The following is a 26,451-nucleotide window of genomic DNA, read 5'->3' as shown; positions in this document are numbered from 1 at the left end:
TCAGTTCCAGACGCCGGAGATCGCCGACGCCGAGGCGGCGTTGCCCGCGTGGGCGGTGCCGTACATGTCCTCGATGGTGCGCAGCAGGTTGTAGTGGTTGTAGGTGGTCGCGGAGGACGATCCCGCCAGCACCGGCTGCCCGTACAGCACGGTCGCGATCCGGTTGCCGCTCAGCCGGTTGTCCTCGTCGAAGGTGACCACGAGCAGGCTGTTGTGGGTCTTGGCCCAGGTCGCGTACGCGCCGAGGTTGTTCTTCAGCCAGGTGTCACCGGTGGACACCGAGCAGTCGTGCATGTCGCTGCACAGGTTCGGGACGACGAACGACACCGCCGGCAGTTTGGTGAAGTCGGTGGGGAACTGGGCGAACGTGTACGCGGTGGACGTCGGCACGTTGGAGAACCCGAACCAGGGGTTGTGCTTGCGGGCGTACTTCCCGCTGCTGCACGTGGTCGAGCCCTGGCTGGGCAGCGTCTCGTTGTAACTGGCCCAGGTCCTGCCCGCGGCGATCAGCTCCGACGCCAGGTTGGGCTTGGAGCTGAAGCCGGGGGTGTAGCAGGAGTCGTCGGTGATGCCCTGCGTCGACCCGGAGAACATGGCGAAGTAGTTGGGCTGGCTGGGGTGGGTCTCGGCGTAGAACGCGGTCAGGTTGGCCCCGCCGCTCTTCAGCGAGTTGATGTACGGCGCGCTGGAGCTGCCGACGACCTGGGAGTAGGCGTGGTTCTCGAAGACCACGACCACCGTGTGGTCGGGTGTCGGCAACGTGGCCGCCTGGGCGCTGAGGCCTCCGGTGGCCCACAGGCCCAGGGAGGCGGCGGACAGCGTGAGGGCGGCGGCGAGAGCGGTGATCCGGCGGGACGGCATGGCTGTCCTCCACTGGGGGGTGTCTGCGACCGGCTCAGGCTAGGAACGCGTCGTGACGCGGACCGCACGCCCGACGTGAAAATCGGCCGAACGGTGAGTGAAGACCGTTGTCACCCGAATTCCGGGGCACCTCGCCGCGGTCGGCGAAGCGGGCGGGTCAGGAGGCCGGCACCGGCGTGGAGGTGAAGCGGCGGTCCCGGCCGAGCTGGGCGAACGCCCGGGTGGCGCCGGGCGTGGTGTCGAACCGGGTGTCCCCCCGGGGCGCCAGCGGCGAGTCGAAGTAGACCAGCGCCTTGATCTGGGGATAGTTCCCGATCTGGCGGGCGACGGAGTCGAAGAAGTCACGCTTGAAGTGGGGCGCGTCCGGCCGCTCGAACGCGCCCCACTCTGCGACCATGATCGGTTTGGCCGGGAACCTGGCCTGCATCCACCGGTAGAACCCCGGCCAGCCCGGCACGTCGGGCCGGGTCTTGTCGACCAGCGTGGCGAAGTCGCCCACCCGGCCGTCGGCGTAGGGGTCGAACGCCACCCAGTCGACCACGTCGTCACCCGGGTAGAGCCGGCCGAACCACGGCCTGGCCGTCCAGTTGGGCGCGCCCATGTAGGTCATCACGGTCACCGCGTTGCGTACGCCCTGCTCCCGCAGGCGCGTCACGACGTGGCGGAACATGGCGGTGTAGTCGGCCGCCGAGTATCCCCCGCCCTCGCGCACGTCGTTTTCCGGTTCGTGGTGGATCGTGAGGAAGAACCGGCCGGGGAAGGTGCGTCTGACGTGCTCGGCGAGCCGGTCGATCCGCCCGTCCACGTCGCCGCGGGCGACCTCCGCCCAGGTGTGGTCGAGCGCGGGCTTCCAGTTGACCAGCAGCAGGCGGGGCCCCTTCGCGACCTCCCGCTCCTCCGCGGTCGGGAAGAGCTCGCCGCCCCGGTGGTAGACGTGCACGATGTCGGCCCTGCGGCCCATCCGCCGCTCGGCGAGCTCGATCGCGCGGGCCGGGCCGCGCCCGGAGAAGACGTCGGGCGCGATCCCCCACCACGCCCCGCACGTCGGGATCAGCTTGTCCGTGACCGTGCAGGCGCCCGGCGCCCGCGCGGCGCCGTTCCCCGGCTTTCCCGGCCCCGCGCCGGTTCCGAGCCCGCCTGTCGCGGTGCCGCCCGTCGCGGTGCCCCCGCAGGCCGTCAGGCACGCCCCCGCCACCAGTACGGCCACGCCGGTGATCCGGCTCATCGCGCTCCCCTGTCCCCGCAATGGATGGGTGAACACCATCCCACCGATTCCCCGGATTCCGGAGCCGTTTCCCCCATCTCACGTGTACGGAAATAGTGCGTTTTAAGTAGCTAATTGACGGTCATTGTCCCGAGGAAAATCAGCAATAGCCGGGGACGAAAGTCCGCCGCCGCCTATAGTTCGAAATCGGGTCACGCCGGAGGGCCGCCCGGACCGCGGACACGCCCGTCTCCGACGGCGTGCCGCCGCTGTGCCGCGACCGCGGCGGGGTGACGAACGAGCGCACGGAGAGATCCATGAGCCTGCCGCCGCACAGCCGGGACATCGGGGAGTACGGTTCGGTGCTCTGGCGCAGGCGGCTGGTGGTGACCGTCTGCCTGCTGGCCGGGGTGGGCGGCGGGGCGGCGGCGCTGGCGGTGACCCCCGCGCGGTACACGGCGGTCGCCCAGGTGCAGGTGCTGCCGACCGGCGTACAGGAACAGCTCAACACACAGAGCGCCCGGCAACGCGAACCACTCAATCTCGACACCGAATCACAGATTGCCCGCTCGGCGGTCGTCTCCGCCCTTGCCGCCAGAACTCTGAAATATCAGGATTCGGAGGAATTACGGGAGCACGTCATGGTGGACGTGCCACCCAATTCCGCGATCCTCTCCTTTTCCTACGCGGCGTACGATCCCGAGGCCGCGGCGGCGGGCGCCCAGGCGTACGCGGAGGCGTATCTGCACAATCGCGCCCGCGCCGCCGAGGACGCGCTCGCCGCCCAGCTCAAGCTCATCTCCGCGCGGCTGCGCCAGGTCGAGGACGACCTGGACGAGGCCGCCGGGACCACTCAGCCGGCCGCGCGGACCGGGCAGACCGCAGGGCAGACCACAGGGCAGACCGCTCGCACGGCAGGGCAGACCGCTCGCACGGCAGGGCAGGCGGATCCGGTGGCCCGGCTGGGAGCGGCCCGGCGGCAGGCCGTGCTCGCCCGGCAGGTGTCGGATCTCACCCTGCGCTACGACGCGCTCAGGACGGTCGCGGTCACGCCGGGCACGGTGATCAGCCCGGCCCGGCCGCCGATCCGGCCCAGCAGTCCCAGTCCTCCGCTCTTCCTGGGCAGCGGCCTGTTCCTCGGGATACTCGCGGGGGCGGGCGCCGCCTTCGCCCGGGACCGTACGGACACGCGGTTGCGCACCTGCGCGGACGTCGAGCGGATGTGCGGCCTGCCCCTGCTCGCCGAGCTTCCGGTCAGGCCGGGTCCGGAGTTCCTCGGCGAGATGGCCGCCGCCGTCGCCACGTCGCTGGGCGGTGGCCCGCACCGGCTGCTCGTCGAAGGCGTCGGGGACGGCACCGGACCTCGACGGGGCGGGGACGGCGCCAGGACAAGGCGGGTGGGGGCCGGCAGCGGAGCCCGGCGAGCCGGTGCGGACGACGCGGCCAGGCAGATCGCCAGGGGACTCGGCGGCACGCTCGCCCGTCTCGTGCCGGCGACGGTCGTGACCGCCCGGGCCGCCCACCCGGACGCAGTCCTGCTGCTCGTCGGCCTCAGGCGGACGACCTCCACCGAGGTCGCCCGGGCCGTACGGCAACTCGGGCGGCAGGGAGCGCGGGTGGTCGGCGTGGTCACCGTGCCCCGGGGATTCACCGGGTCCCAGGGATTCACCCCGCCCGTCACCCCACCCGTCTCCGAGCCCGTCACCGAGCCCACGAGGTGGAGCGCTTGACGTCACCCCCGCCACACGCCGCCCTTTCCGGCCGCGTCGATCCCCCGCCGTACGCCGGCTTTCGCGGCCCGGCCGCTCCCTCGCCGTACGCCTCGGGCGAGAGCGGGCGGCTGCCCGCGGCCGGGCCCGCGCACGCGAAGCGCCGGGAGCCCGAGGAGACCTCGGCACGCCCCGCGTACGCCTCGGTTCCGACCGCCGGCGTGCGTGAACCGGTGCGCGGCAGGCACCGCGTGCCGGTGAACGGGCCGGTGAACGGAGCGGCGCGGGCGTCGGTGGCGGCGTGGCCGATCGGAGCGCTGCTGCTGGGCTATCCGCTGTGGTGGGCACTCGGCCTGGGGGCCCTGTCGGTGGTGGTGCTGGCCGTGCCGATGGCGGTGGTGCTGTGGCGCAGGCGGCCGATCAGTGCGCCGAAGGGCTTCGGCCTGTGGGCGCTGCTGCTGACGGGCTACCTCGTCAGCGCGCTCACGCTCGCCGAGACCCCGGACGGCACCTACGGCGAACTCAACACCGGCCGGGTCGTCGGCTACCTGATGCGGCTCGCGGTCTACGTCTCGCTTCTGATCATGGTGCTCTACCTGGGCAACCTGACCCTGGAGGAGCTGCCGCAGCGGACGCTGGTGAGGTGGCTCGGCGCGCTGTTCCTGACGGCCGTCGCGGGAGGGCTGCTCGGCGTCCTCGCCCCGCGCTTCGAGTTCACCTCGCCGCTGGAGATGGTGCTGCCGTCGTGGCTCGGCGGCAACCCGTTCGTCGCGAACCTGATCCATCCGACGGCGGCCCAGGTGCAGCACGTGCTCGGGCACGCCTCGCCGCGTCCGGAGGCGCCGTTCGAGTGGGCCAACGCCTGGGGCAGCGACGTCTCGGTGCTGGTGATCTGGTTCGTGGTGGGCTGGTGGACCTACGGCGGGCCGTACCGGCGGGCGGCGGCCGTGCTGCTGCTCGCCGTCGCGGCGGTCCCGGTCGTCTACTCGCTCAACCGGGGCCTGTGGATCGGACTCGGCATCTCGGCGGCGTACCTGGCCGTCCGGGGCGGCCGTCCTCTCCTCGCGGGCCTGGTCACGGCCGTCGCGGGGGTCGCCTTCCTGCTGTCGCCGCTGAGCGGGATCGTCGCGCAGCGCCTGGACAATCCACAGAGCAACGGCATCCGGGCCTTCACGATCGCGACCACGGTGCGGGTCGCGGCCTCGTCTCCGGTCATCGGCTTCGGCAACACCCGCACCGCGTACGGCAGCCACCGCACGGCCACGACGGGCCGCAGCGCGTGGTGCCCCGACTGCGGCCATCCGCCGCTCGGCAGCGACGGGCACCTGTGGCTGCTGCTGATCAGCCAGGGCTTCACGGGGGCGTTGCTGTACGTCGCCTTCTTCGCCGGCGCGGTGCGGCGCTACTGGACCGACCGTTCGCCGATCGGCAAGGCGGGGACGCTCGTGATGATCCTCGTGCTGCTCTACATGGTCGTCTACGACGGGCTGGTGAGCGCCCTGACCCTCTACCTGATCTCCTTCGCCCTCCTGTGGCGCAACGGAGCCACGACGGCCACCGGTGCGTTCCCCGGCGATCGGCGGCGCCCATGAGAGACGCGGCGGTCCGTCTCCGCTACCTCGACGAGGTGCTCGAAGCGCTTTTCCCGGCCGGTGAGGGACGCTTCCCGCCTGGCGAGGGACCCGACCGCATCCGGTCCGGCGAGGGGCACGGCAGTGTCCCGTCCTCTGAGCCACGCGACCACTTCTCTCAGTCTGCGCGGGGTGGCGGTGACCGGGCCGCCGGGGTGACGGCGCGCACCGTGCTGCCGCACCGCCTCGTGCCCCGGCGAGTCGTCCCCCGCGCGTGGTGGCACGCGGCGCTGGGCCGCCGCCTGCCGACCGGCGGGGCGTCCGGCACGATCGAGACGCACCTGAGCGAGGTCTTCGGCCGCCGTGTGCGCGTCGTCGTCCACGTCAGGCCCGCCCGCCGGGCCAACCGCAAACCGATCCTGGAGGCGTACGACTCCTCCGGACTCGTGGCGTTCGTGAAGATCGGCGATTCCGAGCGGGCCCGCGAACTGGTGCGGCACGAGGGCGAGGTGCTGCGCGGGCTCGCCGACCGGGCGCTCAAGGTCGTCGTGCCGCCCACGGTGCTGCATCACGGTGTGTGGCGTGGCCTGGAGGTGCTGGCGCTGTCACCTCTGTCTGTCCCCTCCCGCCCGTTCACCTCCCGCCCATTCCCCTTTCGCAGAGTGCCCGTCGGCCTGCTCGTCTCGGCCGTAAGGGAGATCGCCGCCCTCGGCCCCCGACCCGGCCGGTCCACAGACGACTCCCCGCACGGCGACCCGTACGCGGACCTCGGCCGGACGGCGGCGTGGCACGGGGACTTCACTCCGTGGAACACGGCGGCGGGCGCGGACGGACGGCTGCTCGTGTGGGACTGGGAGCGGTTCGCCGTCGGCGTGCCCGTGGGCTTCGACGCGCTGCACCGCTTCTTCCACCGGGCGCTGCGCCGGATGCCTCCCCCGGTCGCCGCCCGCGCCTGCCTCGCCCAGGCGGGTCGGATTCTGGAGCCGTTCGGCACCGACGCCGCCGGAGCGCGTCGTACGGCGGCCCACTATCTGATCACCCTCGCCGAGCGGCACCGCCGCGACGGCCACGAGCCGCTCGGGTCCCCCGCCACCTGGCTCAACCCCGTCATCGACCACCTGGAGTGCCTCCTGTGAGACCTGTCGGACGCGCCCGATCGCGCGGGCGAGCTTCCTCCGTCCCGGGACTGTGGAAGGGGCGACCGTGACGTCCGTACTGAAGCGCTCGGCCCACGCCGTCTCGTTCGCCGCCGGACGGCTCACCACGGAGGCGCGGGTGCTCCCGTCGTTCCTCATCGCCGGGGCGCAGCGGTGCGGCACGACCTCGCTCTACCGCGCGCTGTCACGGCACCCGCTCGTCATGAAGCCGGTGCTGCGCAAGGGCGTCCACTACTTCGACATGGCCTACGACCGGGGCCTCCCCTGGTACCGCGCCCACTTCCCGCTGGTGACCACGGCCCGGGCGCTGGGCCGCAGGCACGGCGGCCGCGTTCAGGCCTTTGAATCCACCCCCTACTACCTCTTCCATCCCCTCGCGGGGGCCCGGATCGCCGCCGACCTGCCCGGCGTCAAGCTGATCGTCCTGGTCCGGGACCCGGTCGAGCGGGCCTGCTCCGCCCACGCCCACGAACTGGCGCGGGGCTACGAGACCGAGCCGAGCTTCGAGCGCGCCGTCGAACTCGAACCACTCCGCCTCGCCGGAGAGATCGAACGGCTGCGGGACGTACCCGGCTACGTGAGCGCGGCCCACCGGCACCACGCCTATCTCGCCCGGGGGCGGTACGCCGAGCAACTGGCCCGGCTGGAGCCCCTCCTCGGCCGCGACCGGATCCTCGTCCTCGACAGCGGGCGAATGTTCGACGACCCGGGCTCCGCGTACGACCGGGTGCTGGAGTTCCTGGACCTGCCCCGGCTAGGCGGCGTGGAGTTCGCGCGGCACAACGCCCGGCCGCGTACGGGCGTCGTGCCCGAGTCGGTGCGCCGCCGCCTGAACGAACACTTCGAGCCGTGGGACGCCCTGCTCGTCCGCTGGCTGGGAGCCGACCCGTCGTGGCGACGCTGACCAGGCGGTGGCTGGGAGCGGTGCCGTGACGGCGGTGCTGTCAGGGGCGGCTCATCGCTGGCTGTCCCGCCTTGGCCGGTTTCGCCGGGGGCTCTTCCGGCGCGGCCTGGTGCGGCACGGCGTTGCCGGTCTGGCCGCCGCCGCGACCGCCGCGACCGGGCAGTTCGCGATCGTGCTGGTGGTGACGCGGACGCTCGAACCACGCGCCGCCGGCGCGTTCTTCACCGCCACCACGGCGTGCCTGATGCTCGCGGGCGTCGTACGCCTCGACACCGGCAACGGCCTCGTCCACGCCCTCGCCGGGAGCCGTACGGGACCGGCGCGGAACGCCAGGTCCGCGGGATCGGTACGAGGAGCCCCGGCGCATCGACGGATGCCTCCAGCGGCGTCGGCGGGATTGCTGCGGGGGGTCCTGGCAGGTGTCTCTCAACCGCGGCGATGTGTCCGTGGTGGGTCGGCGGGGATGGTGCGGGGGGTTCTGGTGCCGGTGGCGGCGCTGGCGTGTGTGGTCGCGGCCGGGGTCTGGCTGGCGGCCGGTCCGCTGGCCGGGCTGACCGGCGTGCCGCCCGGCGTCTGGGCGGTGCTGGCCGCCGCCCTGCCGTTCGTGGTCCTGTCGGACGTGCTGGTCTGCGCCACCCGCGGCCTCGGCACGATGCGGCCGACCCTGCTGATCTCCGGGGCCGTCCAGCCGCTCGGCCAGCTCGCCCTCGTCACCGCGGCCGTACTCGCCGGGGCTCCGGCGGCGGCGCTGGCGGCGGCCTGGGCACTGCCCTCCGTGGCCTGCGCGGTGCTCGCCGCCGTCCGGCTGCGCGGGCTCGGGCCGTACGACGTGGGAGACGTGCGCACCTTCTGGCGGCACACCGCGCCCCGGTCGGTGGCGGCGGCGGTGCAGTCGGTGTTCCAGCGGCTCGACGTGGTGGTCGTCGCGCTGCTCGCCGGACCGGCCGCGGCGGCCGTCTACACCGCCGCGACCCGCTTCAAGGTGGTGGGACAGCTCGCCGGTCAGGGGCTCGCCCAGGCCGCGCAGACCCGCCTGGTCAGGGCCCTGGCGGAGGGCGACCCGGCCACCGCCGGGAGGGTGTACCGGACCACGACGAGGTGGCTGGTGGGGCTGACATGGCCGCTCTGGCTGGGGTACGCGGCTCTCGCGCCGTGGGCGCTGTCGCTGTTCGGGCCCGAGTACGCGGGGGGTGTCGCGATCGCGCTCGTCCTGTCGGCCACGATGATGGTCGCCACGGCCTGCGGGATGGTCGACGTCGTGCTCGTGGCGGCCGGGCGTACGACGGCCAGCCTGGCGAACGTGTCCGCGGCCGTCGCCGTGACGATCGCCCTCGACGTGCTGCTCGTCCCCGCGTACGGCGCGCTGGGAGCCGCGCTCGGCTGGTCGGGCGGGGTGCTGGTGAAGAACCTGCTGCCCGCCGTACAGGTCTCCCGCCGCTACGGCCTGCGCCCCTTCGGCCTGGGCCGCCTCACCGACAGGTCCCTCGCGGCCGGTTGCCTGGCGGGGAACACGCGCGGCGCCGGGAGGGCGGCGTCATGACAACACCGGCGGGGCCGCCTGTGCTGGTCACGGGCCTGCCGCGCAGCGGCACGAGCTGGGTGGGCCGGATGCTCACGGCGAGCGGCCGCCTGGTCTACGTCAACGAGCCGCTCAACCCGCAGCGCCCGCCCGGCCGCTCCCCCGGTGTGCTCGACGCGTCTGTCACGCACCGGTTCCAGTACATCTGCCCGGACGACGAGGCGCCATGGCTGGCGGCGTTCTCCCGTACGCTCGCACTGCGCTACGGCTGGTCGGCGGAGCTGCGCCGCAACCACCGGCCCGGTGACCTCGCCAGAATGGCCAAATACGGCACCGCCTTCACGGCCGGCCGGCTGCTCGGCCGGCGGGCGCTGCTCGACGACCCGTTCGCGCTGCTGTCCGCCGAGTGGTTCGCGAGGCGCCTCGGCTGCCGGGTGGTCGTCGTGGTCCGCGACCCCGTGTCGTTCGCCGGAAGCTGGCGGCGGCTCGGCTGGTCGGTCGACGTCCGCGAACTGCTGAGCCAGCCGCTGCTGGTCCGCGACCATCCGTACGTCTCCGAGCTGGAGTCCGTCGTCGGCGGTCAGGACCTGATCGCCGGGGCGGCCATGCTGTGGCGGGTCGCCCACCAGGTCGTACGCACGGTGGCCGGCCGTACTGCCGGCATCAGGATCGTGCGCTACGAGGACCTGTGCGCGGCGCCGCTCGACGGCTTCCGCGACCTGTACGCCTGGTGCGGCCTGCCCTGGACCGATCACGCCGCCCGGCGCATCGCCGCCGCCTGCACGTCCCGCCGTGCCCCGGCCCGGTCCGCGTTCACCTGGACCGGCCTGTCCCGCACGGCCTTCCGACCCATGGACTCCCGCCAGGCTCTCGCCTCGCCCTCCCTCCCCGCCGAAGACGCCGCCCGCGTACGGACCCTGACCGATCCAGCCCGTTGACGCTGTGCGGCCGCACGTACGGCGTGGACACTCGCCCACGACTTTGGCCGGACTTCGCCGCCGGGTCAGGCGGATGACGGGGCGGCCGAGGGGTTCGCCTGGGGCCAGGCAGGCAGAGGGGTGTTCGTCCGCGACCGGCGTCCGTTCGTCGGTCGTACTATCCGCACAGCCTGGGCCGCCGGCACCGCGCTCGCCCGTCGCGGACGTATCCGAGGGGGTGCACCGGCCGTACTCGCCGAACTCGGCCATCCGCAGCGTGAGTTCACCGACAGCGTCACCATACGGCCGCCCACCACGGAGGGGATCGTACGGCGGATCCAGATCTATCCGGAGACGACGCCTCCGAGCCCGGCGCGGCCCTCGGGATGCGCGACGAGTTCGACGCTGGTGCCATCGCGCGTCTCCTCGCCGAGGACACCGGCCACCGCGTCGGTCAGTCCGGCGATCAGCCGTGCGGCGATCTCCTTGCCCTCGGGACGCGTCAGGGCCGCCTCGCGGATGCCGAACGTGATCGCAGGTGCGGCGTCGTCGACGGCCCTTCCGCCGATGCCCCATCGGCCCCGCGGTACGCCGTCAAGGTGGACGACCACCAGGTCGCGAGCCCACTCGCCGTACACCTGAACAACGGCGTCGGTCAGGGCGGCGATCAGCGCCGGCTCGTGCCCGGTCAGTCTCACCTCGGGCACTCGTGCGGTCAGATGTGGCATAGTCGAGACTCCGTTTGCTCCTAAAAAAGCTTTGATTGCAAAGGTAACAGGATGGAGAGATGAGCGCCAGCGACGCCATGACGACGGTCCAGGCAGTCCGTTCGATGCTGCTCCTGATGCCGCGGCTCGTCGGACGGGCGAAGCGACTGCCGATCCCCCCCGCCCTGCGGGGGCTGGACCTCGCTCCCCGGCACCTCGCGCTGCTGGCCCACCTGCAGTACGACGGGCCGCTGACGGTGAGCCAACTGGCGGACCGGCTGGAAGTCGCGCCCACCACGGTCAGCCTCATGGTCGGCGACCTGTCCCGCCAGGGCGTCCTGACACGGCAGGAGGACGACGCCGACCGGCGGCGCAGAATCGTCGCGATCGCATCGGACTACGCGGCGCCGATCAGCGAGTGGCTCTCCGGCACGGCCACCGCCTGGACGGAAGTGCTGGACGGCCTCACGCCCGCCGAACGCGCGACGATTGTGACCACGATGCGCGCCTTCGAAGCCGCCCTGGACAGGCACACGAGCACCTGATCCGGGGACGCCAAGCTCTAGCGCGGGGAACCCCATCGCCACCGCCCGCGCAGGAGACGGCGGGACTTCCGGGACGGCCACTTCTACGAGCCGACGTGCCGGCCGGTGAACGACGGCACCGGTACAGCCGAATTCGGCGGGCGGTCCCGACACGGTTCTGTATCGCCTCCACCACTGCACCGCCCCGCTTTGTACTGTCGGCGGACAGGTCGATCCACGCGTACGGTCCGCTCCCGCCGGGACCTGCCGCCTGCCCTGGTCCGCTCACCGTGAGGACCGCCTTATGACCGAAGAAGCGGTGTCCCCCGTCGCCGAATCCGATGCGCCGGCGACGACGGCCGACCCCGGGGAGGACGAGAAGCTCAAACTCGCGGAGATGCTCGGGCTGGCGAAGAAGCTGGACGGCACCTGGCCGATCTTCGCCCGGAGCCTGGATCCCGCCACCGACCCCGCACGCCTGCGCGGCCGTTATCGGGCGGTGGCCGCGTCCACCGCCCGCTGGTCGATCCGACGCCGGTACGCCGAGGGGAACGTGGCTCTGTACGCCCTCCTGCTGATGATCGTCACGGCCTGCGCCGTACTGGTCGCGGTCTTCTCCGTCGACTCCTGGCAGGAGCTCAGACGGGCCGTCGGCAGCCTCGTAATCTTCTTCGTGATCGCCTGGTGGTCCGAGAACCGCCGCCATCGCCAGCTCTCCCGGCTCCTCGTCGACCCGCTGGTCAACGTGGTGGGATTTGGCTGTTTCCCGGTCGCCCTGTACGTCCGCTACGCGAGCGGCCCGGCATGGGCCGTCGACCTGGCGGGCGAGTAGTGGATGCCGATCGTCCAGAGCATCGGCGTTTTCTGCATGACCACGATCCTCTTCTGGGGTCTGGTCAACGGGGTGATGTGGCTGTGGGACCGCGAGTCCCCCACCTTTCCCAGCGAGCCCCTCTTCGAGCACCTGGCGACCATCCTCACCCGTATGGAACCCGACCACCGCGGTCATCTCCCGCCCAAGGCCCGTCAGGAGATCCTCCTCCTGCTGGCCAAGGTCGCCGTCCTCCTGCGGACAGGCATCCCGGCTGCCGCCCGTGGTGGAACCTCTCTGACCAGGGCCGTCGTCCGGGCCCGTACGATCGAGGCTTCCAAAGCGGTCAGCGACCTCCAGCTCTGGATCGCGTTGCCGTCCCCGACCGCCTACGACGACCTCCGCGCCCGCATCGCCGACCTGACCCGCACCATCCTCACAGGCGAATACGACCGGCTCCCCACCCGCGAGACCACCCCCGAGGCCACGCGCCGCACCTGGCACGCCCGCGCCCTGGAGGCCGCCCGAACCCTGATCATCGCCTTGGTCCCTCTCGCCGCTCTTCTCCTCGTCCACCGGCTGGGCCTCACGCTCCCGTCCCCTTTCGACGACGGCGCCTTGATCGCGGCCCTCGCCTGGGCCGTCGCCCTCCTCCTGGGCCTCCTCGATCCGAACTTCTGCGGCCACCTGGCCGCCGTCCGCGACCCGACCTCCCTCAACCCGTTCACCCGCGCCGCGGAGAAGAGCCCGGGCAGACGGTTCAGCCCGTGACCGGTCTGGGTGCTGGTGCCTCCTGCGCGCGGGCACGTCTGTCGAGGTCCTGGACCCACTTGACCGCGACCGCGGCGACCTGGATCAGCTCACCGCGCAGGCGGTCGGTGTCGTCCTCAGCGAAGGCTTCGAGCACTTCCTCGTACAGGATCTGCCGCCAGGTCAACCGGCCTTCGGCCGCGGCGTCGGCCACAGCGCGCTTGGCGAGGTCGGCCTCGCGTTCGTACGTGGGCCCGGTGCCGTCGGCGTGTTCCTGAATGCCCCACATCGCGTCCTGGGCGGCTCGTTCGGCTGCCACGTCGCTCAGCGCTCGGTCCAGCGACCCAGGCAGGCCGTAGTCACCGGGTTGCGTCATCGCGGAGGTGTCCTTTCTGCGACGGCGCCGCGCATGGTGTGCAAAGCTTCGTGCAGATCGTCCCAGGGGAAGGAACCCGCTCCGGGTGCACCTGAATCGGGGGCGGGGAGCCGGTCCCAGTCGAGAACCATCCGCACGCCCCATTCCTTGAGCCGGGCCACGCTGCCGGGGAAGGCGGGATGCCTCGCGAGCGCGTGGTTGGGCCAGGGGGCGGCGACAATCGGCAGACCAAGGCCGATCGCTTCGTTCAGCAGGCCCAGCGCCAGGGTGTCGCTGATGCCCTGGGCCCACTTGTTGGTCGTGTTGAAGGTCGCCGGGACGACCGCCATCGCGTCAGCCGGGGGCAGCACGTCCGGTTCCTCGGGCTGCTTGTAGTCATGCCGTACGGGATAGCCCGTGAGCGCGATGAGCCGCTCGGCGTCGACGAACTTCATACCTGACGGCGTCACGATCACACAGACCGTCCAGCCGTCCGCCTGAAGACGCTCCACGAAGGCGGGAAGCTCACCCGCCGGCCGTCCCCCACACGCGATCACGTACAGAACCGGCTTTCCTTCTGTCATATCCCGCTGTTCTCCCTCTCGTTTCGTCAGTCTCGTTGCGGGCGGGCGGGCACGACGCGCCGGGGGGCTGACTCGCGCGTGTCCCACCGCGTACTGGCGAGGCGGCGTTCGGTGAGAGTGAGCAGGTCGAACACCTCCCGTGCCAGGTATCCGCGCGTGTTCCTCTCGACCTGCTTGGGATGAAGAATCCCGGCTCCGGCGAGTTCCTCCAGAGCCTGCCGTGCGGCGGGGTGCGTGACCGTGAGCAGACGTTCGACCGTCCGCGCCGTGACGACCGGAACCGCGGGCAACAGATCCAGAAGACGTGCGACCGCCGAGTCCGAACGAGGAGCAGCCCGCAGTCCCTGGGACTCCCGGAAACGGTGATGACGCTCCACCCACTCCTCGTGCAGCCGGCTCAGTTCGTCGGCGAACTTCTCGGCCTGTTCGGCCGCCGTGCGCGTGGCCACCAGGAATGTGCGCAACCAGGCGCCGACGGCCGCCTGCGCCTCGGCGGATGCGCTGTCCCCCGCGTAGCGATAGGCCATGAGACCCGAGACGTACTCGTCCGACCGCGTGAGCAGGACGAGGCTGATCGGCAGGATCGCGCTCGGCGTCAGGCCCCGCCGGGTGAGGACCGTGTGGATGAGTGCTCGGCCCACCCGGCCGTTGCCGTCAGTAAAGGGGTGAATGGTTTCAAACTGGGCGTGGACCAGAGCGGCCTGGACGAGGGCCGCGTGCTCCGCACCGTTCATGTACGACGACAGGTCTTCCATGAGCGGAAGGACGTCCTCGGGCGGAGGCGGGACGAATTCGGCGTCCAGTGGATGCCACTCGCTCCCGCCGACCCAGTTCTGCACCTCCCGGAGCCCGTGGTGCCGTTCTTCGGGCAAGAGCACCTGGTGTAGAGCGACGATGCGGGCGACGGAGACCACGTCGACCGTCACCAGATCGGTGACCGCCTGCCGCAACGCGGTCACGTTGTTGGCGACCAGTCTCGCCGTCGCGGTGAAGCCCTTCGTCACGCCCGTGTCCTGGTCCGCCAACTCGGCGAGGGCCACCTGCTGGGGGGACGCCTGCAACCCTTCGATCCGGGAGGACGCGATGGCCTCGGACCTCAGCAGGAACCTGGCCAGGCCGTCGATGCCGTGACCTGCGGGATGCGCGATGAGCCGCCGTACGAAACGCTCCACCGCGGCGGCTTCCTCGGCGATGTCGGCCGGCAAGAGGAGCGGGCGACCGACGAGCGGGTCCGGCCGGTAGGGGCGGTAGAGGCCACCCCGCTTCTCCCGCTTGCTCGGGGCGGCCCAGGCCATGGGCCACGAGGCCTCAACGTATCCCGCCACAGGCGTTATCCTTTCACGCCAAGCGTGATCGTGAAAGGATAACGCGTATCCTTTCACAGCCGGGGTCGGCGTGAAAGGATACAGTCTCTGGGCAACATCTCTCGCTATCCGAGTGTGGTGTCGCCGAGGGATGCGAGGAGGGTGCGCAGGGCGTCGGCGAGGTGGTCTCGGTCGCGGGGGTCGAGGGCGGCGAGCAGGCGCTCCTCGTTCGCGACGTGCGGCGCCAGCATCTCGTCCACGAGCGCGAGCCCGCGGTCGGTGAGCCGCACCCGGACCGATCTGCGGTCCCCCTCGTCCGGCAGTCGATCGACCAGCCCCTTGGCCACCATCCGGTCGATGCGGTTGGTGATCGCGCCGGAGGTCACCATCGCCGCCTTGACCAGGGTGCCCGCCGCCAGCTCGTACGGCGGGCCCGAGCGCCGCAGCGTCGCGAGCACGTCGAACTCCCAGTGCTCCAGCCCGTACGACGCGAAGAACTCCTTCAGCTCCCGGTTGAGCAGCTTGGCCAGCCGCGAGACCCGGCCGACGACGCCCATCGGCCAGGGATCCACGTCCGGCCGCTCCCGCCGCCACTGATCCAGCAACAGGTCCACGGCGTCGCCCATCGCGACCTCTCCAGATATCTCAACGTTCGCTTATTTGACGTCGAAGCTTCGCTGGTGTTTTTATCTCAACGTTGAGATTATCAACGGAGGAGTAAGGCATGGGAGTTTCGAACCGTACGTCCCTGGCGATCGCGGGCACTCTGGCCGTCACCGGGTTGACCCCACTGGTGTGGGGCTCGACGTACGCCGTGACGACCGAGTTCCTGCCGCAGGACCGGCCGCTGTTCACCGCGCTGACCAGGGCGTTGCCGGCCGGGCTAGGGCTGCTCGCCGTCACCCGCGTGCTGCCGCGCGGACAGTGGGTCTGGCGGGCCGCGGCGCTCGGCGTGCTGAACATCGGGGCGTTCTTCCCGTTCCTGTTCCTCGCGGCGTACCGGCTGCCCGGCGGCGTCGCCGCCGTGCTGGGTGCGGCGGGCCCGTTGTTCGCGCTCGCCTTCGCCCGCGCCCTGCTCGCCGAACGGCCGACCGGCCGGAAACTGCTCGCCGGCCTCACCGGGCTGGCCGGCGTCGGCCTGGTCGTCCTGCGCGCCGACGCGGCGCTCGACGTGGTCGGGGTGCTGGCCGGGCTCGCCGGGGCCGCCTCCATGTCCGCCGGAACCGTGCTGACCAAGCGCTGGGGCCGTCCCGAGGGCGTCGGAGCCCTCGCGCTCACCGGGTGGCAACTGACCGCGGGCGGGCTGCTTCTCCTCCCGGTCGCCCTGCTCATCGAGGGGGCGCCGCCCGCGCTGAGCACAGAGAACATCCTCGGCTACGCCTACCTTGGGATCGTCGGCACCGCCTGCGCGTACTGGATCTGGTTCCGCGGCATCTCCCGGCTCCCCGCGACGTCGGTCGCCTTCCTCGCCCTGCTCAGCCCGGTGTCGGCCACCGTGATCGGCTGGGCGGCGCTCGGCCAGGCCCTCACCCCGATCCAGGTTCTCGGCATGGCCCTCGCCCTCGCCGGCACCCTGCTCGGCCAGGCCCCCGCGTCCCCTCCCGTACGGCCCGCCGCCCCGGGCGGTGGTTCCGTCCCACTGAGTGATCTCAAGGCCGTGAGTTCCTGACTCTCCGCAGGCGACACGCGTGCATGGGGGCCGGGCGGCCGACGGGCCGTGGGACGATTTCCACGTTGTGTTGCGACGAGCAGGGAGACAAGCGGAGGGCGGCGCGATGCGCGAGGAGACGATCGGCGACTTCCTGTTCCACCTCGCCGACCGGGTGCCGGCGCCCGGCGGAGGCGCCGCCGCGGCCCTGCAGGCCGCCCAGGCCGTGGCGCTGCTGGGGATGGTCGCGCGTTACAGCACCGGCGAGAAGTACGCCGAGCACACGTCCCTGGTCGAACGGATCATCGGCGAGACCGACGTGCTCCGGTCGGAGGCACTGCGCCTGGCCGAGGACGACGCGACGGCCTTCGGAGCGGTCGCCGAGGCCTACAAGCTGCCCAAGGACACCGACGAGGCGAAGGACGCCCGGTCCGCCGCCATCGCGCGGGCCCTGGTGGGGGCGGGCACCGTGCCGGCGAAGGTGGTCGCCGTCGCCCGGCGGGCCGTCGAGATCGCCGAGGAACTGCTGCCCGTCGCCAACCGCAACGTCGTCTCCGACATCGCCGCCGCCACCGAGGCCGCGCGGGCCGCAGCGACCACCGCCCGGGTGAACATCGAAGTCAACCTGGGCGGGATCAAGGACGAGAAGGTCCGCGCCGGGCTGGCCGCCGAGGCCGCGGAGGTGGACGGCGTCGCCGCGCGTGCCGAGCGGGTCACCGCCGCCGTACGCGAGGAGATCGCCGGATGAGTGCCCGCGTGCTGTCCGGCAAGGAACTCGCCGCGTCCATCCGGTCCGAGGCCACCGCGCGGGCCGCCGAACTCGCGGCGGCCGGGACCCCGGCGAAGCTCGCGGTCGTCGTCGCCACCGCGGACGAGTCCAGTGCCTGGTACGTCCGCTCGATCGCCCGGGCCGCCGAGAAGTCCGGGATCATGTGTGAGATCGTCGACCTCGGCGCGGCGGCCGAACCCGCCCTGATCCGCGACAGGCTGGCGTCGCTGAGCGCCGACGACACCGTCCACGGGATCATCCTCCAGACCCCGCTGCCGCAGGGGGCCAGGCTTGAGGATCTGGCCGGCGCCATCGCGTTCGAAAAGGACGTCGACGGCGCGAACCCGCTGTCGCTCGGCCGCCTGGCCGCCGGACTGCCCGCGTTCGCCCCGGCGACCGCCGAGGCGGTCGTCGCGATCCTCGACCACCACGGCATCGACCTGGCCGGCCGGCACGTCGCCGTGGTCGGCCGCTCCACCGTCGTCGGCAAGCCCGCCGCCCATCTCCTGCTGGACCGGAACGCCACCGTGACGGTCTGTCACTCCCGTACGAGGGACCTGGCCGCCATCACCTCCACGGCCGACGTGGTCGTCGCCGCGGTCGGCCGCGCCGGGCTGATCACCGCCGAGCACGTACGGCCGGGAGCGGTCGTGGTGGACGTCGGCACCAATCCCACCGAGGACGGCGGCCTGGTCGGCGACGTGGACGCCGTCGCGGTCGCCGACAGGGCCGGGGCGCTCACACCCGTGCCCGGCGGCGTCGGCCCGGTGACCACCGCCCTCCTGCTCCGCCACACCGTCCACGCCGCCCAACGCCACCTGCCGTAGCGCCGGAAAGAACGTCGATGGCCGCTGACGACCCCGAACCGTTCGTCTCCACCGCTCGCCACGACCGTGAGCGCCGAGAGGAGACCGCCCAGGTCGCCGCCCTCCTGTCGTGCGCGATGGGCACCCCAGCCGTCCTGCACGCCCTGCCCCGCGTCCTCCCCTGGGTCAGGCACCTTTCCGGCGACGAGATGCAGCAGTTCGTCCAGGAACTGCTGGCCGCCACTCACGCGACGCCGCACCGGGTCATCGCCGAGTGGCGGGCCACCGCCCGCATACTGGCGAGCCCGGCGCTGGCCACACACCTCACCCAGCCGCTTCCGGACGACGACCACAGCGAGGTGCTCACACCGTAAGCCCCTTATCGGTCGTCACGAACTTCCACCTCACACCCGGCCTTCCCACTCCGGCGGGGTGTAGCGGGCGAACATCTCCGTTCGCTGCTGGAGCGCGTCCTGGACGGCCTCCTCGTAACCCGGGCGAGCGCAAGCGATCGCTCGCAGTCGCCACTGACGCAGCAGCGTCTGCACCTGCCTGAGGTGGGCCAAGTCGTGGGCGGCGTCCAACGCCTCCTCGTACTCCACCCAGAACAGAGCACGATGTGCTGGTGGGAGTGCCTCGGCGATCGCGACCGGGTCCCTCACCGTTTCGGGGAGCGGCCGGCGAGGGCGCGGTGGAGGAGGGCGCTTGTGAGGAGGCGGAGGGCGAAGGGGAGGTCGTCGACGAGGTAGCGGCGGGCGAGGCGGTGGGGCTCGCTGATCAGGCGGAACAGCCATTCGAGCCCGTGGTCGCCCATCCAGCCGGGGGCGCGGCGCACCGACCCGGCGGCGAAGGCGATGGCCGCGCCACAGCCGACGAACCACGTGCCCGGCAGATCGGCCCGGAGAGCGGCGATGAGCCGGTCCTGCCGGGGGAACCCGAGACCCACGAAGACCAGGGACGGCCGCGCGGCGACGAGTCGCCCCCGCATCTCCGCCAGCGCCGCCGGGGAGGTCTCGAACCCGTACGGCGGAACGTGGACGCCCGCGACCAGCAGGCCCGGATGCCGCCCGCACAGCGCGTCACGCGCCGCCTCGGCGACGCCCGGCGGCCCCCCGATCAGGTAGACGGGCAGGCCGCGCGACGCGGCGGCCCCGGTCAGCGACCAGATCAGGTCGGCTCCCGTCACCCGCTCCGGCAGCGGGCACCCGAGCAGCCGCGAGGCCCAGACCAGGGGCATGCCGTCGGCCACCGCGAGTTCGGCCGCGCCGATCAGCGTACGCAGGGAGGGGTCCCGGGCGGCGGCCCGGCAGATGTCGACGTTCGGGGTGACCAGGTGGCCGCCCTCGCCACGCTCCAGCGCGGCCATGATGTGGGCCACCACCTGCGCCTCCGTGAACGGGTCGAGCAGCACCCCGCCCACCCCGACCCTGTCCGTCCCGGCCTCGGCCACCCCAGCGTCGGCGACTCCGGTACCGGTGACCACAGGCCCGGCCGAGGCCGCCTGTCCTGATGCGGCCCGGCCGGGCCGGGCCGGGAACGCCGGGTCCAGAGCGGCCGTAGGGATCGGGTCGGTCATCAGATGCCGTGGCCGCGCAGGTGGAGGGCGTGCAGTACGGCACGCGGGGTGAGCAGGCCGCCGGCGACCGCCAGCGCCATCGCCGCGCGCGGCTCGCCCGGCCGGGCGGAGAAGGCCCGCAGCGACCACCGGGCGGCCTCGCGGCGCCGTCCGAGGGCGGCGTGGCAGAAGGCGAGCTGCCCGTAGACGCGGGCCGCGCCGCGGGGTTCGACGGCCAGGCCCGGATGCCGGGCGAGCATCCACTCCAGCCCCGCGATCCGGTCGGCCCACCGTGCCGCGTAGTGCGACGCTCCCCAGCGCACCCGTACGAGCGGGTGGTCGACGTGGACGATCGGGTGCCGCCGGGCGGCCCGCAGCGCGAGGTCCCAGTCCTCGTTCTGACCACCGGGCGCGCTCTCGTCCACCCACACCGAGCCACGCCGGAACAGGAACGTCGAGGAGTGGACCATCATCATCCGCGAACGGGTGAGATGGTGGTGGGCGACCCGGTCGGTGCCGGCCAGCCGCGGCACGCGGCGCGTCCCGTACTCGACCTCGACCGCGCAGCTCGCGAAGGCCGCCTCGGGCTCCTCCACCAGCGCGGCCACCTGGGCGGCCAGCTTGCCCGGCAGCCAGAGGTCGTCGTCGTCGCAGAAGGCGACGAGATCGGTGTCCAGCACGGCGATCCCGGTGTTCCTGGCGCCCGGCAGCCCGGGGGTGCGCCGGTTGCCCAGCACCCGGACGCCGCGCGGGCCTCCGCTCCCGGGCGGGGTCACGCCGGCGACCTGTCCGGCCACCCGGGGAGCCGGAACGCCGTCGGCCACGACCAGCACGCGCACCTCGCCGCCGTACTCCTGGCCGAGCACCCCGGTCAGCGCGGCCCGGAGCGGGCCGGGCCGGTCGCCCCTGGTGGGGATGACGACCCCGACCGACGGCGTCACCGCCGGGCTCCCGCGAGGCGGTAGCCGTACCAGAGGAGCAGCGGAAGGGTGAGCGCGGTGACCAGCCACCGCTGCGTACGCGGCAGGGGCGCGGTGCGGTCGCGCAGTTCGATCGGGCCGACGGAGAAGCGCATCGGATTGCCGGAGACGGTGTGGGCGACGCCCAGACGCGCGTGGCGGCCGTCGAGGAAGTCGAGCGCGCCGACGGGCAGCCCGAGCCGTACGGCGAGGCGGGTGACGGTGGCGCGCGGGTCGCGCAGCAGGTCCTCGTGCCGGACCCGGACGACCCGCACGCCCCGGCGGCGCAGGATCTCGAAGGCGAGGTTCTGGGCCAGCCAGTGGACGGCGGTCCTGGCGGGCGTCCAGCGGGTCATCGGCCGTCCGTTCTCGGGCCTGCGCACCCTGCGACGCCAGGACGCGGCCACCGCCCTCGGGTCGCGCACCACGTGGACGACCCGCGGTTTCATGATCGCGGCCAGGCAGTACGCCAGGGAGGCGTGCTTGCTGGAGTCGACGACGACCCGGGCGTCGGCCACCTCGGCCGCCGCCGCGTAGATGCGGGCGTACGACCGGACGTACTCGGCCAGTTCGGCCTCACGGCTCGGGAGCCCGAGGGCGAGGACGGGCAACCTGCGGGTGCGGTCGACGCGCATGCGCAGGCTCGGGAGCCACCCCGCCTGGCTCTCCCGCCACTGCCCGAACGCGTGCTCGCCCACCTTCGTCCAGAACGGGCACCGGGAGAACGGCTGCCCGCAGCCGCAGGGCTCGTCGGCCCGCACCCCGCGGTCCCACAGATGGACCACCTCGCCGAGCGGCGCTACCCCCGGCAGTTCGCCGAGCAGGCGCTCGAGCAGGGTGGTTCCGCTGCGTCCCAGGCCGCCCACGAAGATCACCGGCTGAGCGTCGGCCACGTGTCCTCCACGAAAAGGATGCGAAACGTGACGACCCTAGCGCGCAGCGTAATCGGCCGACCGGCGATCCCCAAAGGATCTACCGGAGTGCGGGGCGGCTCCTTGCCTACGAGAACGGCCCCCGGCGCGGGCGCGCTCGGGGGCCGTTGAGCAGAAAATCAGTGCGCGTCGACGATCATGCCGGCGCCGACGGTGCCGTTGGTGGCCTCGTCGATCAGGATGAAGCCGCCGGTGAGGCGGTTGCGGGCGTAGTCGTCCACGAACAGCGGCTGGGTCGTCCGCAGCGACACCCGGCCGATCTCGTTCAGGCCGAGGGCGGTGGCCGACTCGTCCCGGTGCAGGGTGTTGACGTCGAGCCGGTAGTGCAGGTCGCGCACCAGTGCCCGGGCCGTACGGGTGGTGTGCTTGATGATCAGCTTCGACCTGGGCTGGAGCTTCACGCCGTCGGCCATCCAGCTGACCATCGCGTCGATCTCCTGGGCGACGTGCGGCTGGTTGTTCGGCCGGCAGATCATGTCGCCGCGCGAGATGTCGATGTCGTCGGCCAGCCGCAGTGTGACCGACATGGGCGCGAACGCCTCCTCCACCGGCCCGTCGAAGGTGTCGATCGCGGCGATCGTGGTGGTCAGGCCCGAGGGCAGGTGCAGCACCTCGTCACCCGGCTTGAGCACGCCGCCCGCGACCTGCCCGGCGTACCCCCGGTAGTCGTGCAGCTCCTGGCTGGTCGCGCTGTGCGGGCGGATGACGTACTGCACCGGGAAGCGCACGTCGACCAGGTTGCGGTCGGAGGCGATGTGCACGTGCTCCAGGTGGTGCAGCAGCGAGGAGCCCTCGTACCACGGCATGTTCTCGGAGCGGGAGACGACGTTGTCGCCGTGCAGCGCCGAGATCGGGATGAAGGTGAGGTCGCTCGCGTTCAGCTTGCTCGCGAACGCGGTGAACTCCTCGCGGATCTCGTCGAAGCGGGCCTCGGAGTAGTCGACGAGGTCCATCTTGTTGACCGCGAGGACGAGATGCGGCACCCGCAGCAGCGTCGTCAGGAAGGCGTGCCGCCGCGACTGCTCCAGCACGCCCTTGCGCGCGTCGATGAGGATGATCGCCAGGTCGGCGGTGGAGGCGCCGGTGACCATGTTCCGGGTGTACTGGATGTGCCCCGGGGTGTCGGCGATGATGAACTTCCGCTTGGGCGTGGCGAAGTAGCGGTAGGCCACGTCGATCGTGATGCCCTGCTCGCGCTCGGCCCGCAGGCCGTCGGTCAGCAGCGACAGGTCGGTGTATTCCGTACCCCGGTCGCGGGAGGTGCGCTCGACCGCCTCCAGCTGGTCCTCGAAGATCGCCTTGGAGTCGAACAGCAGCCGCCCGATCAGCGTGGACTTGCCGTCGTCGACGCTGCCCGCCGTCGCGAAACGAAGGATGTCCATCAGAAGTAGCCTTCCTTCTTGCGATCTTCCATGGCGGCCTCGGACGCCCGGTCGTCGGCGCGGGTCGCGCCGCGCTCGGTGATCCGGGTGGCGGCGATCTCGTCGATGATCTGGTCGATCGTGGTGGCGGTCGAGGCGACCGCGCCGGTGCAGGTCATGTCGCCGACGGTGCGGTAGCGGACGACGGCCTCGAACGTGGGCTCGTCGTCGCCCCGCTGGACCACCGTGGAGTCGGCCAGCAGCATGGCGTCGCGCTCGAAGACCGTGCGGCTGTGGGAGAAGTAGATCGACGGGATCTCGATGCCCTCACGCCGGATGTAGTGCCACACGTCCAGCTCGGTCCAGTTCGACAGCGGGAACACACGGATGTGCTCGCCCCTGCTGATCTTGGTGTTGTAGAGGTTCCAGAGCTCGGGGCGCTGGTTCTTCGGGTCCCACTGGCCGAACTCGTCACGGAAGGAGAACACCCGCTCCTTGGCCCGGGCCTTCTCCTCGTCGCGCCGGGCCCCGCCGAACACCGCGTCGAACCCGTGCTCCTCGATGGCGTCCAGCAGCGTCGTGGTCTGCAGCCGGTTGCGGGAGGCCCGCCGCCCGGTCTGCTCGACCACTCGCCCGGCGTCGATCGACGCCTGGACCGACGCGACCACCAGCCGCGCGCCCAGCTCGGCGACCCGCCGGTCGCGGAACTCGATGACCTCGGGGAAGTTGTGCCCAGTGTCGACGTGCATCAGGGGGAAGGGGATCGGTGCCGGCCAGAAGGCCTTCTCGGCGACCCGCAGCATGACGATGGAGTCCTTGCCGCCGGAGAAGAGCAGACAGGGGCGCTCGAACTCGGCCGCGACCTCACGCATGATGTGGATCGCCTCGGCCTCGAGCACGTCGAGCTGCGACGTGGTGTAGTCACGCTGAAGCATTCGGCTTCCTTCAGGGAGTCTGGCGATGCAGGTCACGGATTCCGGCGAGCAACGTTGGCGCCAGATCCGGTAGGGAGACCAGGATATCCGGGAGGGAGGGGTCCCCCTGGTTGTAGGTCAGGGCTGAGCCGTCGATCCTGCTCGCGTGGGCCCCCGCCGCGAGCGCCACCGCGACCGGCGCGGCCGAGTCCCACTCGTACTGACCTCCCGCGTGGACGTACGCCTCGACCTCACCCGTGAGCACGGCGGCGATCTTGGCGCCGGCCGAGCCGATCGGGACGAGTTCCGCGCCGAGGCGGGCGGCGAGGTCGCGGACGAACTCCGGCGGCCGGGTGCGGCTGACCGCGACGCGGAACGGCTCGCGCGCCTTCTCCGGCAGCTCCGGTGGAGCCGCCGTGGTGAGCGTGCGCCCCTGGGCCGGCAGCGCGACGGCGCCCGCCGTCAGGGAGCCCCGCTCCCACAACGCGACGTGTACGGCCCAGTCGGCGCGGCCCTCCTCGGAGAACTCGCGGGTGCCGTCGAGGGGGTCGACGATCCAGACGCGTTCGGCCGACAGCCGCCGGGGGTCCACCCGCTCCTCGCGGGTGGCCTCCTCCGACAGCACGGCGTCGTCCGGGCGGAGCCGCCGCAGGGCGTCCATCAGGAACCGGTGCGAGGCCTGGTCACCGGCGTCCTTCAACGCCGGGCCGTCCGCGAAACCGAGGCGTGCGCGCAGCTCCAGGAGCCGCTCCCCCGCCTCCGACGCCAGCTCCCCCGCGAGGGAATGGTCGTCCCGCATCGTCATCTTCAGTACGCTCCCGCCCCGCGTGCGACCGCGGCCCATGTCCTCCATAGGATCCGCAGATCCAGCGTGAGAGACCAGTTCTCGACATAACGCAGGTCCAACCGTACCGATTCCTCCCATGACAGGTCAGGTCGGCCGCTGACCTGCCACAGTCCGGTCATCCCCGGCCGCAGCGCCGGCCTCCCGCGTACGTCGTCGCCGTGCCGCGCGACCTCCTCCGGCGAGGACGGGCGCGGCCCGACGAGCGACATGTCGCCACGCAGCACGTTGAGGAGCTGTGGCAGCTCGTCGATCGAGTAACGCCGCAGCACGGCGCCGAGCGGGGTGACGCGGGGGTCCCTGCGGACCCGGAACAGCTCGCCGCGGGCGTCGCCGGCCAGCTCGACCCTGCGGGCCTCGGCGCGGCGGTGCGTCGTGCGGAACCTCAGGATCGTGAACTCGGCGCCGTCCCGGCCCACCCGCCGCTGCCGGGACAGGGCCGGGCCCGGCCCGCTCGCCCGTACGGCCACGGCGACCGCGGCCAGCAGCGGGGCCAGCACCACCAGCGCCGCGGCGGCCACCAGCCGGTCGAAGACGGCCTTGACCAGCCGCCGGCGGCGGGAGAGCCCTCGACGCCCGACGTGCGGCGGCGGCGGTGGTGGCGGTGGCTCCGCACCGCCCACGCCCGCCGCCCGGCGCCGGCGCAGCCCGCGCCGCACCGCCAGGACGATCACCCATACGACCGGCAGCGCGCCACTCGCCATCACGTACGGACTCACGTACCCAGTACCCTCGCCGGACCGGATCACGACGGTGGTGATCCCCGGGAGAGAGGCGCCCGAGATGTCGCAGACGGCGGTGGCGAACCGGTGTGGCGCGGCCCACTCCGGTGGTCGCGCGGCCGGACGGCGGGGTGCGCCCCGCGACGCGCCGACTGTGACCAGGCAGGTGACGCCGCCCAGCACTCTCACCCCTCGCGATCGTCGCACTACCGAACGTGATGGAATGCTAGCGGCCACGCCCTGGCCCCTCAGGGAGAACTGGTGAAAGCCGAGACGTACATATCCGTCGACATCGAGGCGGACGGCCCCATCCCCGGCCCGTACTCCATGGTCAGCTTCGGCATGACCGTGGCGGGCCGCATGACGGGACGGCGCTTCGAGCGGACCGATCCGGAGGCCCGGACCTTCTACGCCGAACTGCGGCCGATCAGCGACGACTTCGTGCCGGAGGCGCTGGCGGTGAGCGGCCTCGACCGCGACACGCTGCTGCGCGAGGGCCGCGATCCGGCGGAGGCGATGACGGCCGCGGCCGCCTGGGTCGCGGAGGTCTGCGGCGCGGATCTGCCGGTGCTCGCGGCCTTCCCCCTGTCGTACGACTGGATGTGGATGTACTGGTACTTCCTGCGCTTCACCGGCGAGTCGCCGTTCGGCCACTCCCGGTGCGTCGACATCAAGACGCTGTACGCGGCGAAGGCCATGGTGCCGATCGCCTGGGCCACCAAGCGGCAGATGCCGCGCGAGGTGCGGTCGAGCCGGCGGCACACCCACAACGCGCTCGACGACGCCGTCGAGCAGGCCGAGCTGCTGCAGAACCTCATGGAGTGGCGGTCATCCGGCAAGAGGACCACGGAAAGCTGACCCTCTGACAATTTCGTCAAGCTTTGAGTCATCTCACGATCCGACCCACGCTTTGTCCGCTTTGGGGGTTTCGGGTATCCTTAAAGGCGCAAGAAATGATGCTTTTAGCCATTTCTAGTTTTCCTTGCGGACACGGACACTTACCCATCGGTTTACTCAAGGTCACCTCATAAACCCCATCTGCCCCAGATGAAACACATTTCACT

The 26,451-nt window shown here is 72.0% G+C and carries 28 protein-coding genes and 1 pseudogene; 14 read left to right on the top strand and 15 right to left on the bottom strand.

The window, feature by feature from the left end; all coding sequences use genetic code 11:
- Together Mam01_RS26315 and Mam01_RS26310 are read right to left on the bottom strand one after the other, a co-directional pair.
- Positions 1 to 861: an alkaline phosphatase family protein gene (locus Mam01_RS26315; RefSeq protein WP_204287867.1), complete on the bottom strand. Its 861-nt coding sequence runs from the start codon at positions 859 to 861 to the stop codon at positions 1 to 3.
- Between the two features lie 157 nt (positions 862 to 1,018).
- Positions 1,019 to 2,086 carry a glycoside hydrolase family 26 protein gene (locus Mam01_RS26310; RefSeq protein ID WP_204287866.1) on the bottom strand — a complete coding sequence of 356 codons (1,068 nt, stop codon included), beginning with the start codon at positions 2,084 to 2,086 and terminating at the stop codon, positions 1,019 to 1,021.
- Between the two features lie 296 nt (positions 2,087 to 2,382).
- On the opposite strand from Mam01_RS26310, the gene Mam01_RS26305 reads away from it, so the two are divergent.
- From Mam01_RS26305 to Mam01_RS26280, 6 genes are all read left to right on the top strand, one after another.
- Positions 2,383 to 3,795, top strand: coding sequence for a Wzz/FepE/Etk N-terminal domain-containing protein (locus tag Mam01_RS26305; protein WP_204287865.1), 1,413 nt, complete (start codon positions 2,383 to 2,385; stop codon positions 3,793 to 3,795).
- Positions 3,792 to 5,366, top strand: coding sequence for a hypothetical protein (locus Mam01_RS26300; protein WP_239101629.1), 1,575 nt, complete (start codon positions 3,792 to 3,794; stop codon positions 5,364 to 5,366). The genes Mam01_RS26305 and Mam01_RS26300 overlap by 4 nt, the downstream gene beginning before the upstream one ends.
- Entirely contained in the window at positions 5,363 to 6,481 is a 1,119-nt protein-coding gene (locus Mam01_RS26295; protein WP_204287864.1) for a hypothetical protein, read from the top strand. The genes Mam01_RS26300 and Mam01_RS26295 overlap by 4 nt, the downstream gene beginning before the upstream one ends.
- 67 nt (positions 6,482 to 6,548) lie before the next feature.
- Positions 6,549 to 7,406, top strand: a complete 858-nt coding sequence (locus tag Mam01_RS26290; protein WP_204287863.1) for a sulfotransferase domain-containing protein — start codon at positions 6,549 to 6,551, stop codon at positions 7,404 to 7,406.
- A gap of 25 nt (positions 7,407 to 7,431) precedes the next feature.
- Entirely contained in the window at positions 7,432 to 8,946 is a 1,515-nt protein-coding gene (locus tag Mam01_RS26285; protein ID WP_239101628.1) for a lipopolysaccharide biosynthesis protein, read from the top strand.
- Positions 8,943 to 9,863: a sulfotransferase domain-containing protein gene (locus tag Mam01_RS26280; protein ID WP_204287862.1), complete on the top strand. Its 921-nt coding sequence runs from the start codon at positions 8,943 to 8,945 to the stop codon at positions 9,861 to 9,863. The genes Mam01_RS26285 and Mam01_RS26280 overlap by 4 nt, the downstream gene beginning before the upstream one ends.
- A gap of 323 nt (positions 9,864 to 10,186) precedes the next feature.
- Here the strand turns inward: Mam01_RS26280 and Mam01_RS26275 are convergent, their stop codons facing one another.
- A complete protein-coding gene (locus Mam01_RS26275; RefSeq protein WP_204287861.1) occupies positions 10,187 to 10,570 on the bottom strand; it encodes a tautomerase family protein in 384 nt (127 codons plus the stop codon).
- A gap of 59 nt (positions 10,571 to 10,629) precedes the next feature.
- Between Mam01_RS26275 and Mam01_RS26270 the strand changes: the two genes are divergently transcribed.
- The 3 genes from Mam01_RS26270 (at position 10,630) to Mam01_RS26260 (ending at position 12,655) form a co-directional block, all read left to right on the top strand.
- On the top strand, positions 10,630 to 11,094 hold the full coding sequence (locus Mam01_RS26270; RefSeq protein ID WP_204287860.1) for a MarR family winged helix-turn-helix transcriptional regulator: 465 nt from the start codon (positions 10,630 to 10,632) through the stop codon (positions 11,092 to 11,094).
- Between the two features lie 283 nt (positions 11,095 to 11,377).
- Complete coding sequence (locus tag Mam01_RS26265; RefSeq protein WP_204287859.1) at positions 11,378 to 11,905, top strand: hypothetical protein; 528 nt, start codon at positions 11,378 to 11,380, stop codon at positions 11,903 to 11,905.
- Positions 11,906 to 11,941: 36 nt separating this feature from the next.
- Complete coding sequence (locus tag Mam01_RS26260; protein WP_204287858.1) at positions 11,942 to 12,655, top strand: hypothetical protein; 714 nt, start codon at positions 11,942 to 11,944, stop codon at positions 12,653 to 12,655.
- Here the strand turns inward: Mam01_RS26260 and Mam01_RS26255 are convergent.
- The 4 genes from Mam01_RS26255 to Mam01_RS26240 all read right to left on the bottom strand — a co-directional run bounded on the left by Mam01_RS26255 (position 12,645) and on the right by Mam01_RS26240 (position 15,503).
- Positions 12,645 to 13,010 carry a hypothetical protein gene (locus Mam01_RS26255; protein WP_204287857.1) on the bottom strand — a complete coding sequence of 122 codons (366 nt, stop codon included), beginning with the start codon at positions 13,008 to 13,010 and terminating at the stop codon, positions 12,645 to 12,647. The two genes, Mam01_RS26260 and Mam01_RS26255, sit on opposite strands and share 11 nt — an antisense overlap.
- Positions 13,007 to 13,573, bottom strand: coding sequence for a flavoprotein (locus Mam01_RS26250; RefSeq protein WP_204287856.1), 567 nt, complete (start codon positions 13,571 to 13,573; stop codon positions 13,007 to 13,009). The genes Mam01_RS26255 and Mam01_RS26250 overlap by 4 nt, the downstream gene beginning before the upstream one ends.
- Before the next feature lie 26 nt (positions 13,574 to 13,599).
- Positions 13,600 to 14,898 (bottom strand): Fic family protein, encoded by a 1,299-nt coding sequence (locus Mam01_RS26245; protein WP_204287855.1) that lies wholly within the window; start codon positions 14,896 to 14,898, stop codon positions 13,600 to 13,602.
- Between the two features lie 104 nt (positions 14,899 to 15,002).
- Entirely contained in the window at positions 15,003 to 15,503 is a 501-nt protein-coding gene (locus tag Mam01_RS26240) for a MarR family winged helix-turn-helix transcriptional regulator (protein WP_204287854.1), read from the bottom strand.
- Positions 15,504 to 15,601: 98 nt separating this feature from the next.
- Between Mam01_RS26240 and Mam01_RS26235 the strand changes: the two genes are divergently transcribed.
- From Mam01_RS26235 to Mam01_RS26220, 4 genes are all read left to right on the top strand, one after another.
- On the top strand, positions 15,602 to 16,546 hold the full coding sequence (locus Mam01_RS26235; RefSeq protein ID WP_204287853.1) for an EamA family transporter: 945 nt from the start codon (positions 15,602 to 15,604) through the stop codon (positions 16,544 to 16,546).
- Between the two features lie 106 nt (positions 16,547 to 16,652).
- Complete coding sequence (locus tag Mam01_RS26230; RefSeq protein WP_204287852.1) at positions 16,653 to 17,273, top strand: cyclodeaminase/cyclohydrolase family protein; 621 nt, start codon at positions 16,653 to 16,655, stop codon at positions 17,271 to 17,273.
- A complete protein-coding gene (locus Mam01_RS26225) occupies positions 17,270 to 18,121 on the top strand; it encodes a bifunctional 5,10-methylenetetrahydrofolate dehydrogenase/5,10-methenyltetrahydrofolate cyclohydrolase (RefSeq protein WP_204287851.1) in 852 nt (283 codons plus the stop codon). Before Mam01_RS26230 ends, Mam01_RS26225 begins: the two co-directional genes overlap by 4 nt.
- Before the next feature lie 17 nt (positions 18,122 to 18,138).
- A complete protein-coding gene (locus Mam01_RS26220; RefSeq protein ID WP_204287850.1) occupies positions 18,139 to 18,474 on the top strand; it encodes a hypothetical protein in 336 nt (111 codons plus the stop codon).
- 30 nt (positions 18,475 to 18,504) lie between these two features.
- On the opposite strand, the gene Mam01_RS26215 is transcribed toward Mam01_RS26220, so the two are convergent.
- The 8 genes and pseudogenes from Mam01_RS26215 to Mam01_RS26180 form a co-directional block, all read right to left on the bottom strand.
- A complete protein-coding gene (locus Mam01_RS26215) occupies positions 18,505 to 18,762 on the bottom strand; it encodes a DUF6247 family protein (RefSeq protein WP_239101627.1) in 258 nt (85 codons plus the stop codon).
- The gene (locus Mam01_RS26210) at positions 18,759 to 19,676 is read right to left on the bottom strand and encodes a WecB/TagA/CpsF family glycosyltransferase (RefSeq protein ID WP_204287848.1); all 918 of its coding nucleotides are present in this window, start codon (positions 19,674 to 19,676) and stop codon (positions 18,759 to 18,761) included. Before Mam01_RS26210 ends, Mam01_RS26215 begins: the two co-directional genes overlap by 4 nt.
- Positions 19,676 to 20,596 (bottom strand): glycosyltransferase family 2 protein, encoded by a 921-nt coding sequence (locus tag Mam01_RS26205; protein WP_204287847.1) that lies wholly within the window; start codon positions 20,594 to 20,596, stop codon positions 19,676 to 19,678. The genes Mam01_RS26210 and Mam01_RS26205 overlap by 1 nt, the downstream gene beginning before the upstream one ends.
- A complete protein-coding gene (locus Mam01_RS26200; RefSeq protein ID WP_239101626.1) occupies positions 20,593 to 21,507 on the bottom strand; it encodes a sulfotransferase in 915 nt (304 codons plus the stop codon). The genes Mam01_RS26205 and Mam01_RS26200 overlap by 4 nt, the downstream gene beginning before the upstream one ends.
- Before the next feature lie 158 nt (positions 21,508 to 21,665).
- Positions 21,666 to 22,928: a sulfate adenylyltransferase subunit CysN gene (gene cysN / locus Mam01_RS26195; RefSeq protein ID WP_204287846.1), complete on the bottom strand. Its 1,263-nt coding sequence runs from the start codon at positions 22,926 to 22,928 to the stop codon at positions 21,666 to 21,668.
- A complete protein-coding gene (gene cysD / locus Mam01_RS26190) occupies positions 22,928 to 23,842 on the bottom strand; it encodes a sulfate adenylyltransferase subunit CysD (protein WP_204287845.1) in 915 nt (304 codons plus the stop codon). Before cysD ends, cysN begins: the two co-directional genes overlap by 1 nt.
- A 10-nt stretch (positions 23,843 to 23,852) precedes the next feature.
- Entirely contained in the window at positions 23,853 to 24,626 is a 774-nt protein-coding gene (locus Mam01_RS26185) for a 3'(2'),5'-bisphosphate nucleotidase CysQ (protein WP_204287844.1), read from the bottom strand.
- A gap of 2 nt (positions 24,627 to 24,628) precedes the next feature.
- A pseudogene (locus Mam01_RS26180) lies at positions 24,629 to 25,258 on the bottom strand (sugar transferase); the annotation flags it as partial.
- A 390-nt stretch (positions 25,259 to 25,648) separates the two neighbouring features.
- On the opposite strand from Mam01_RS26180, the gene Mam01_RS26175 reads away from it, so the two are divergent.
- Entirely contained in the window at positions 25,649 to 26,245 is a 597-nt protein-coding gene (locus tag Mam01_RS26175) for a 3'-5' exonuclease family protein (protein ID WP_239101625.1), read from the top strand.
- The last annotated feature ends 206 nt before the right edge of the window (positions 26,246 to 26,451 follow it).

This window comes from Microbispora amethystogenes (genome assembly GCF_016863015.1).
GTDB lineage: Bacteria > Actinomycetota > Actinomycetes > Streptosporangiales > Streptosporangiaceae > Microbispora > Microbispora amethystogenes.
This window is presented reverse-complemented; position numbering and strand designations above follow the sequence as displayed.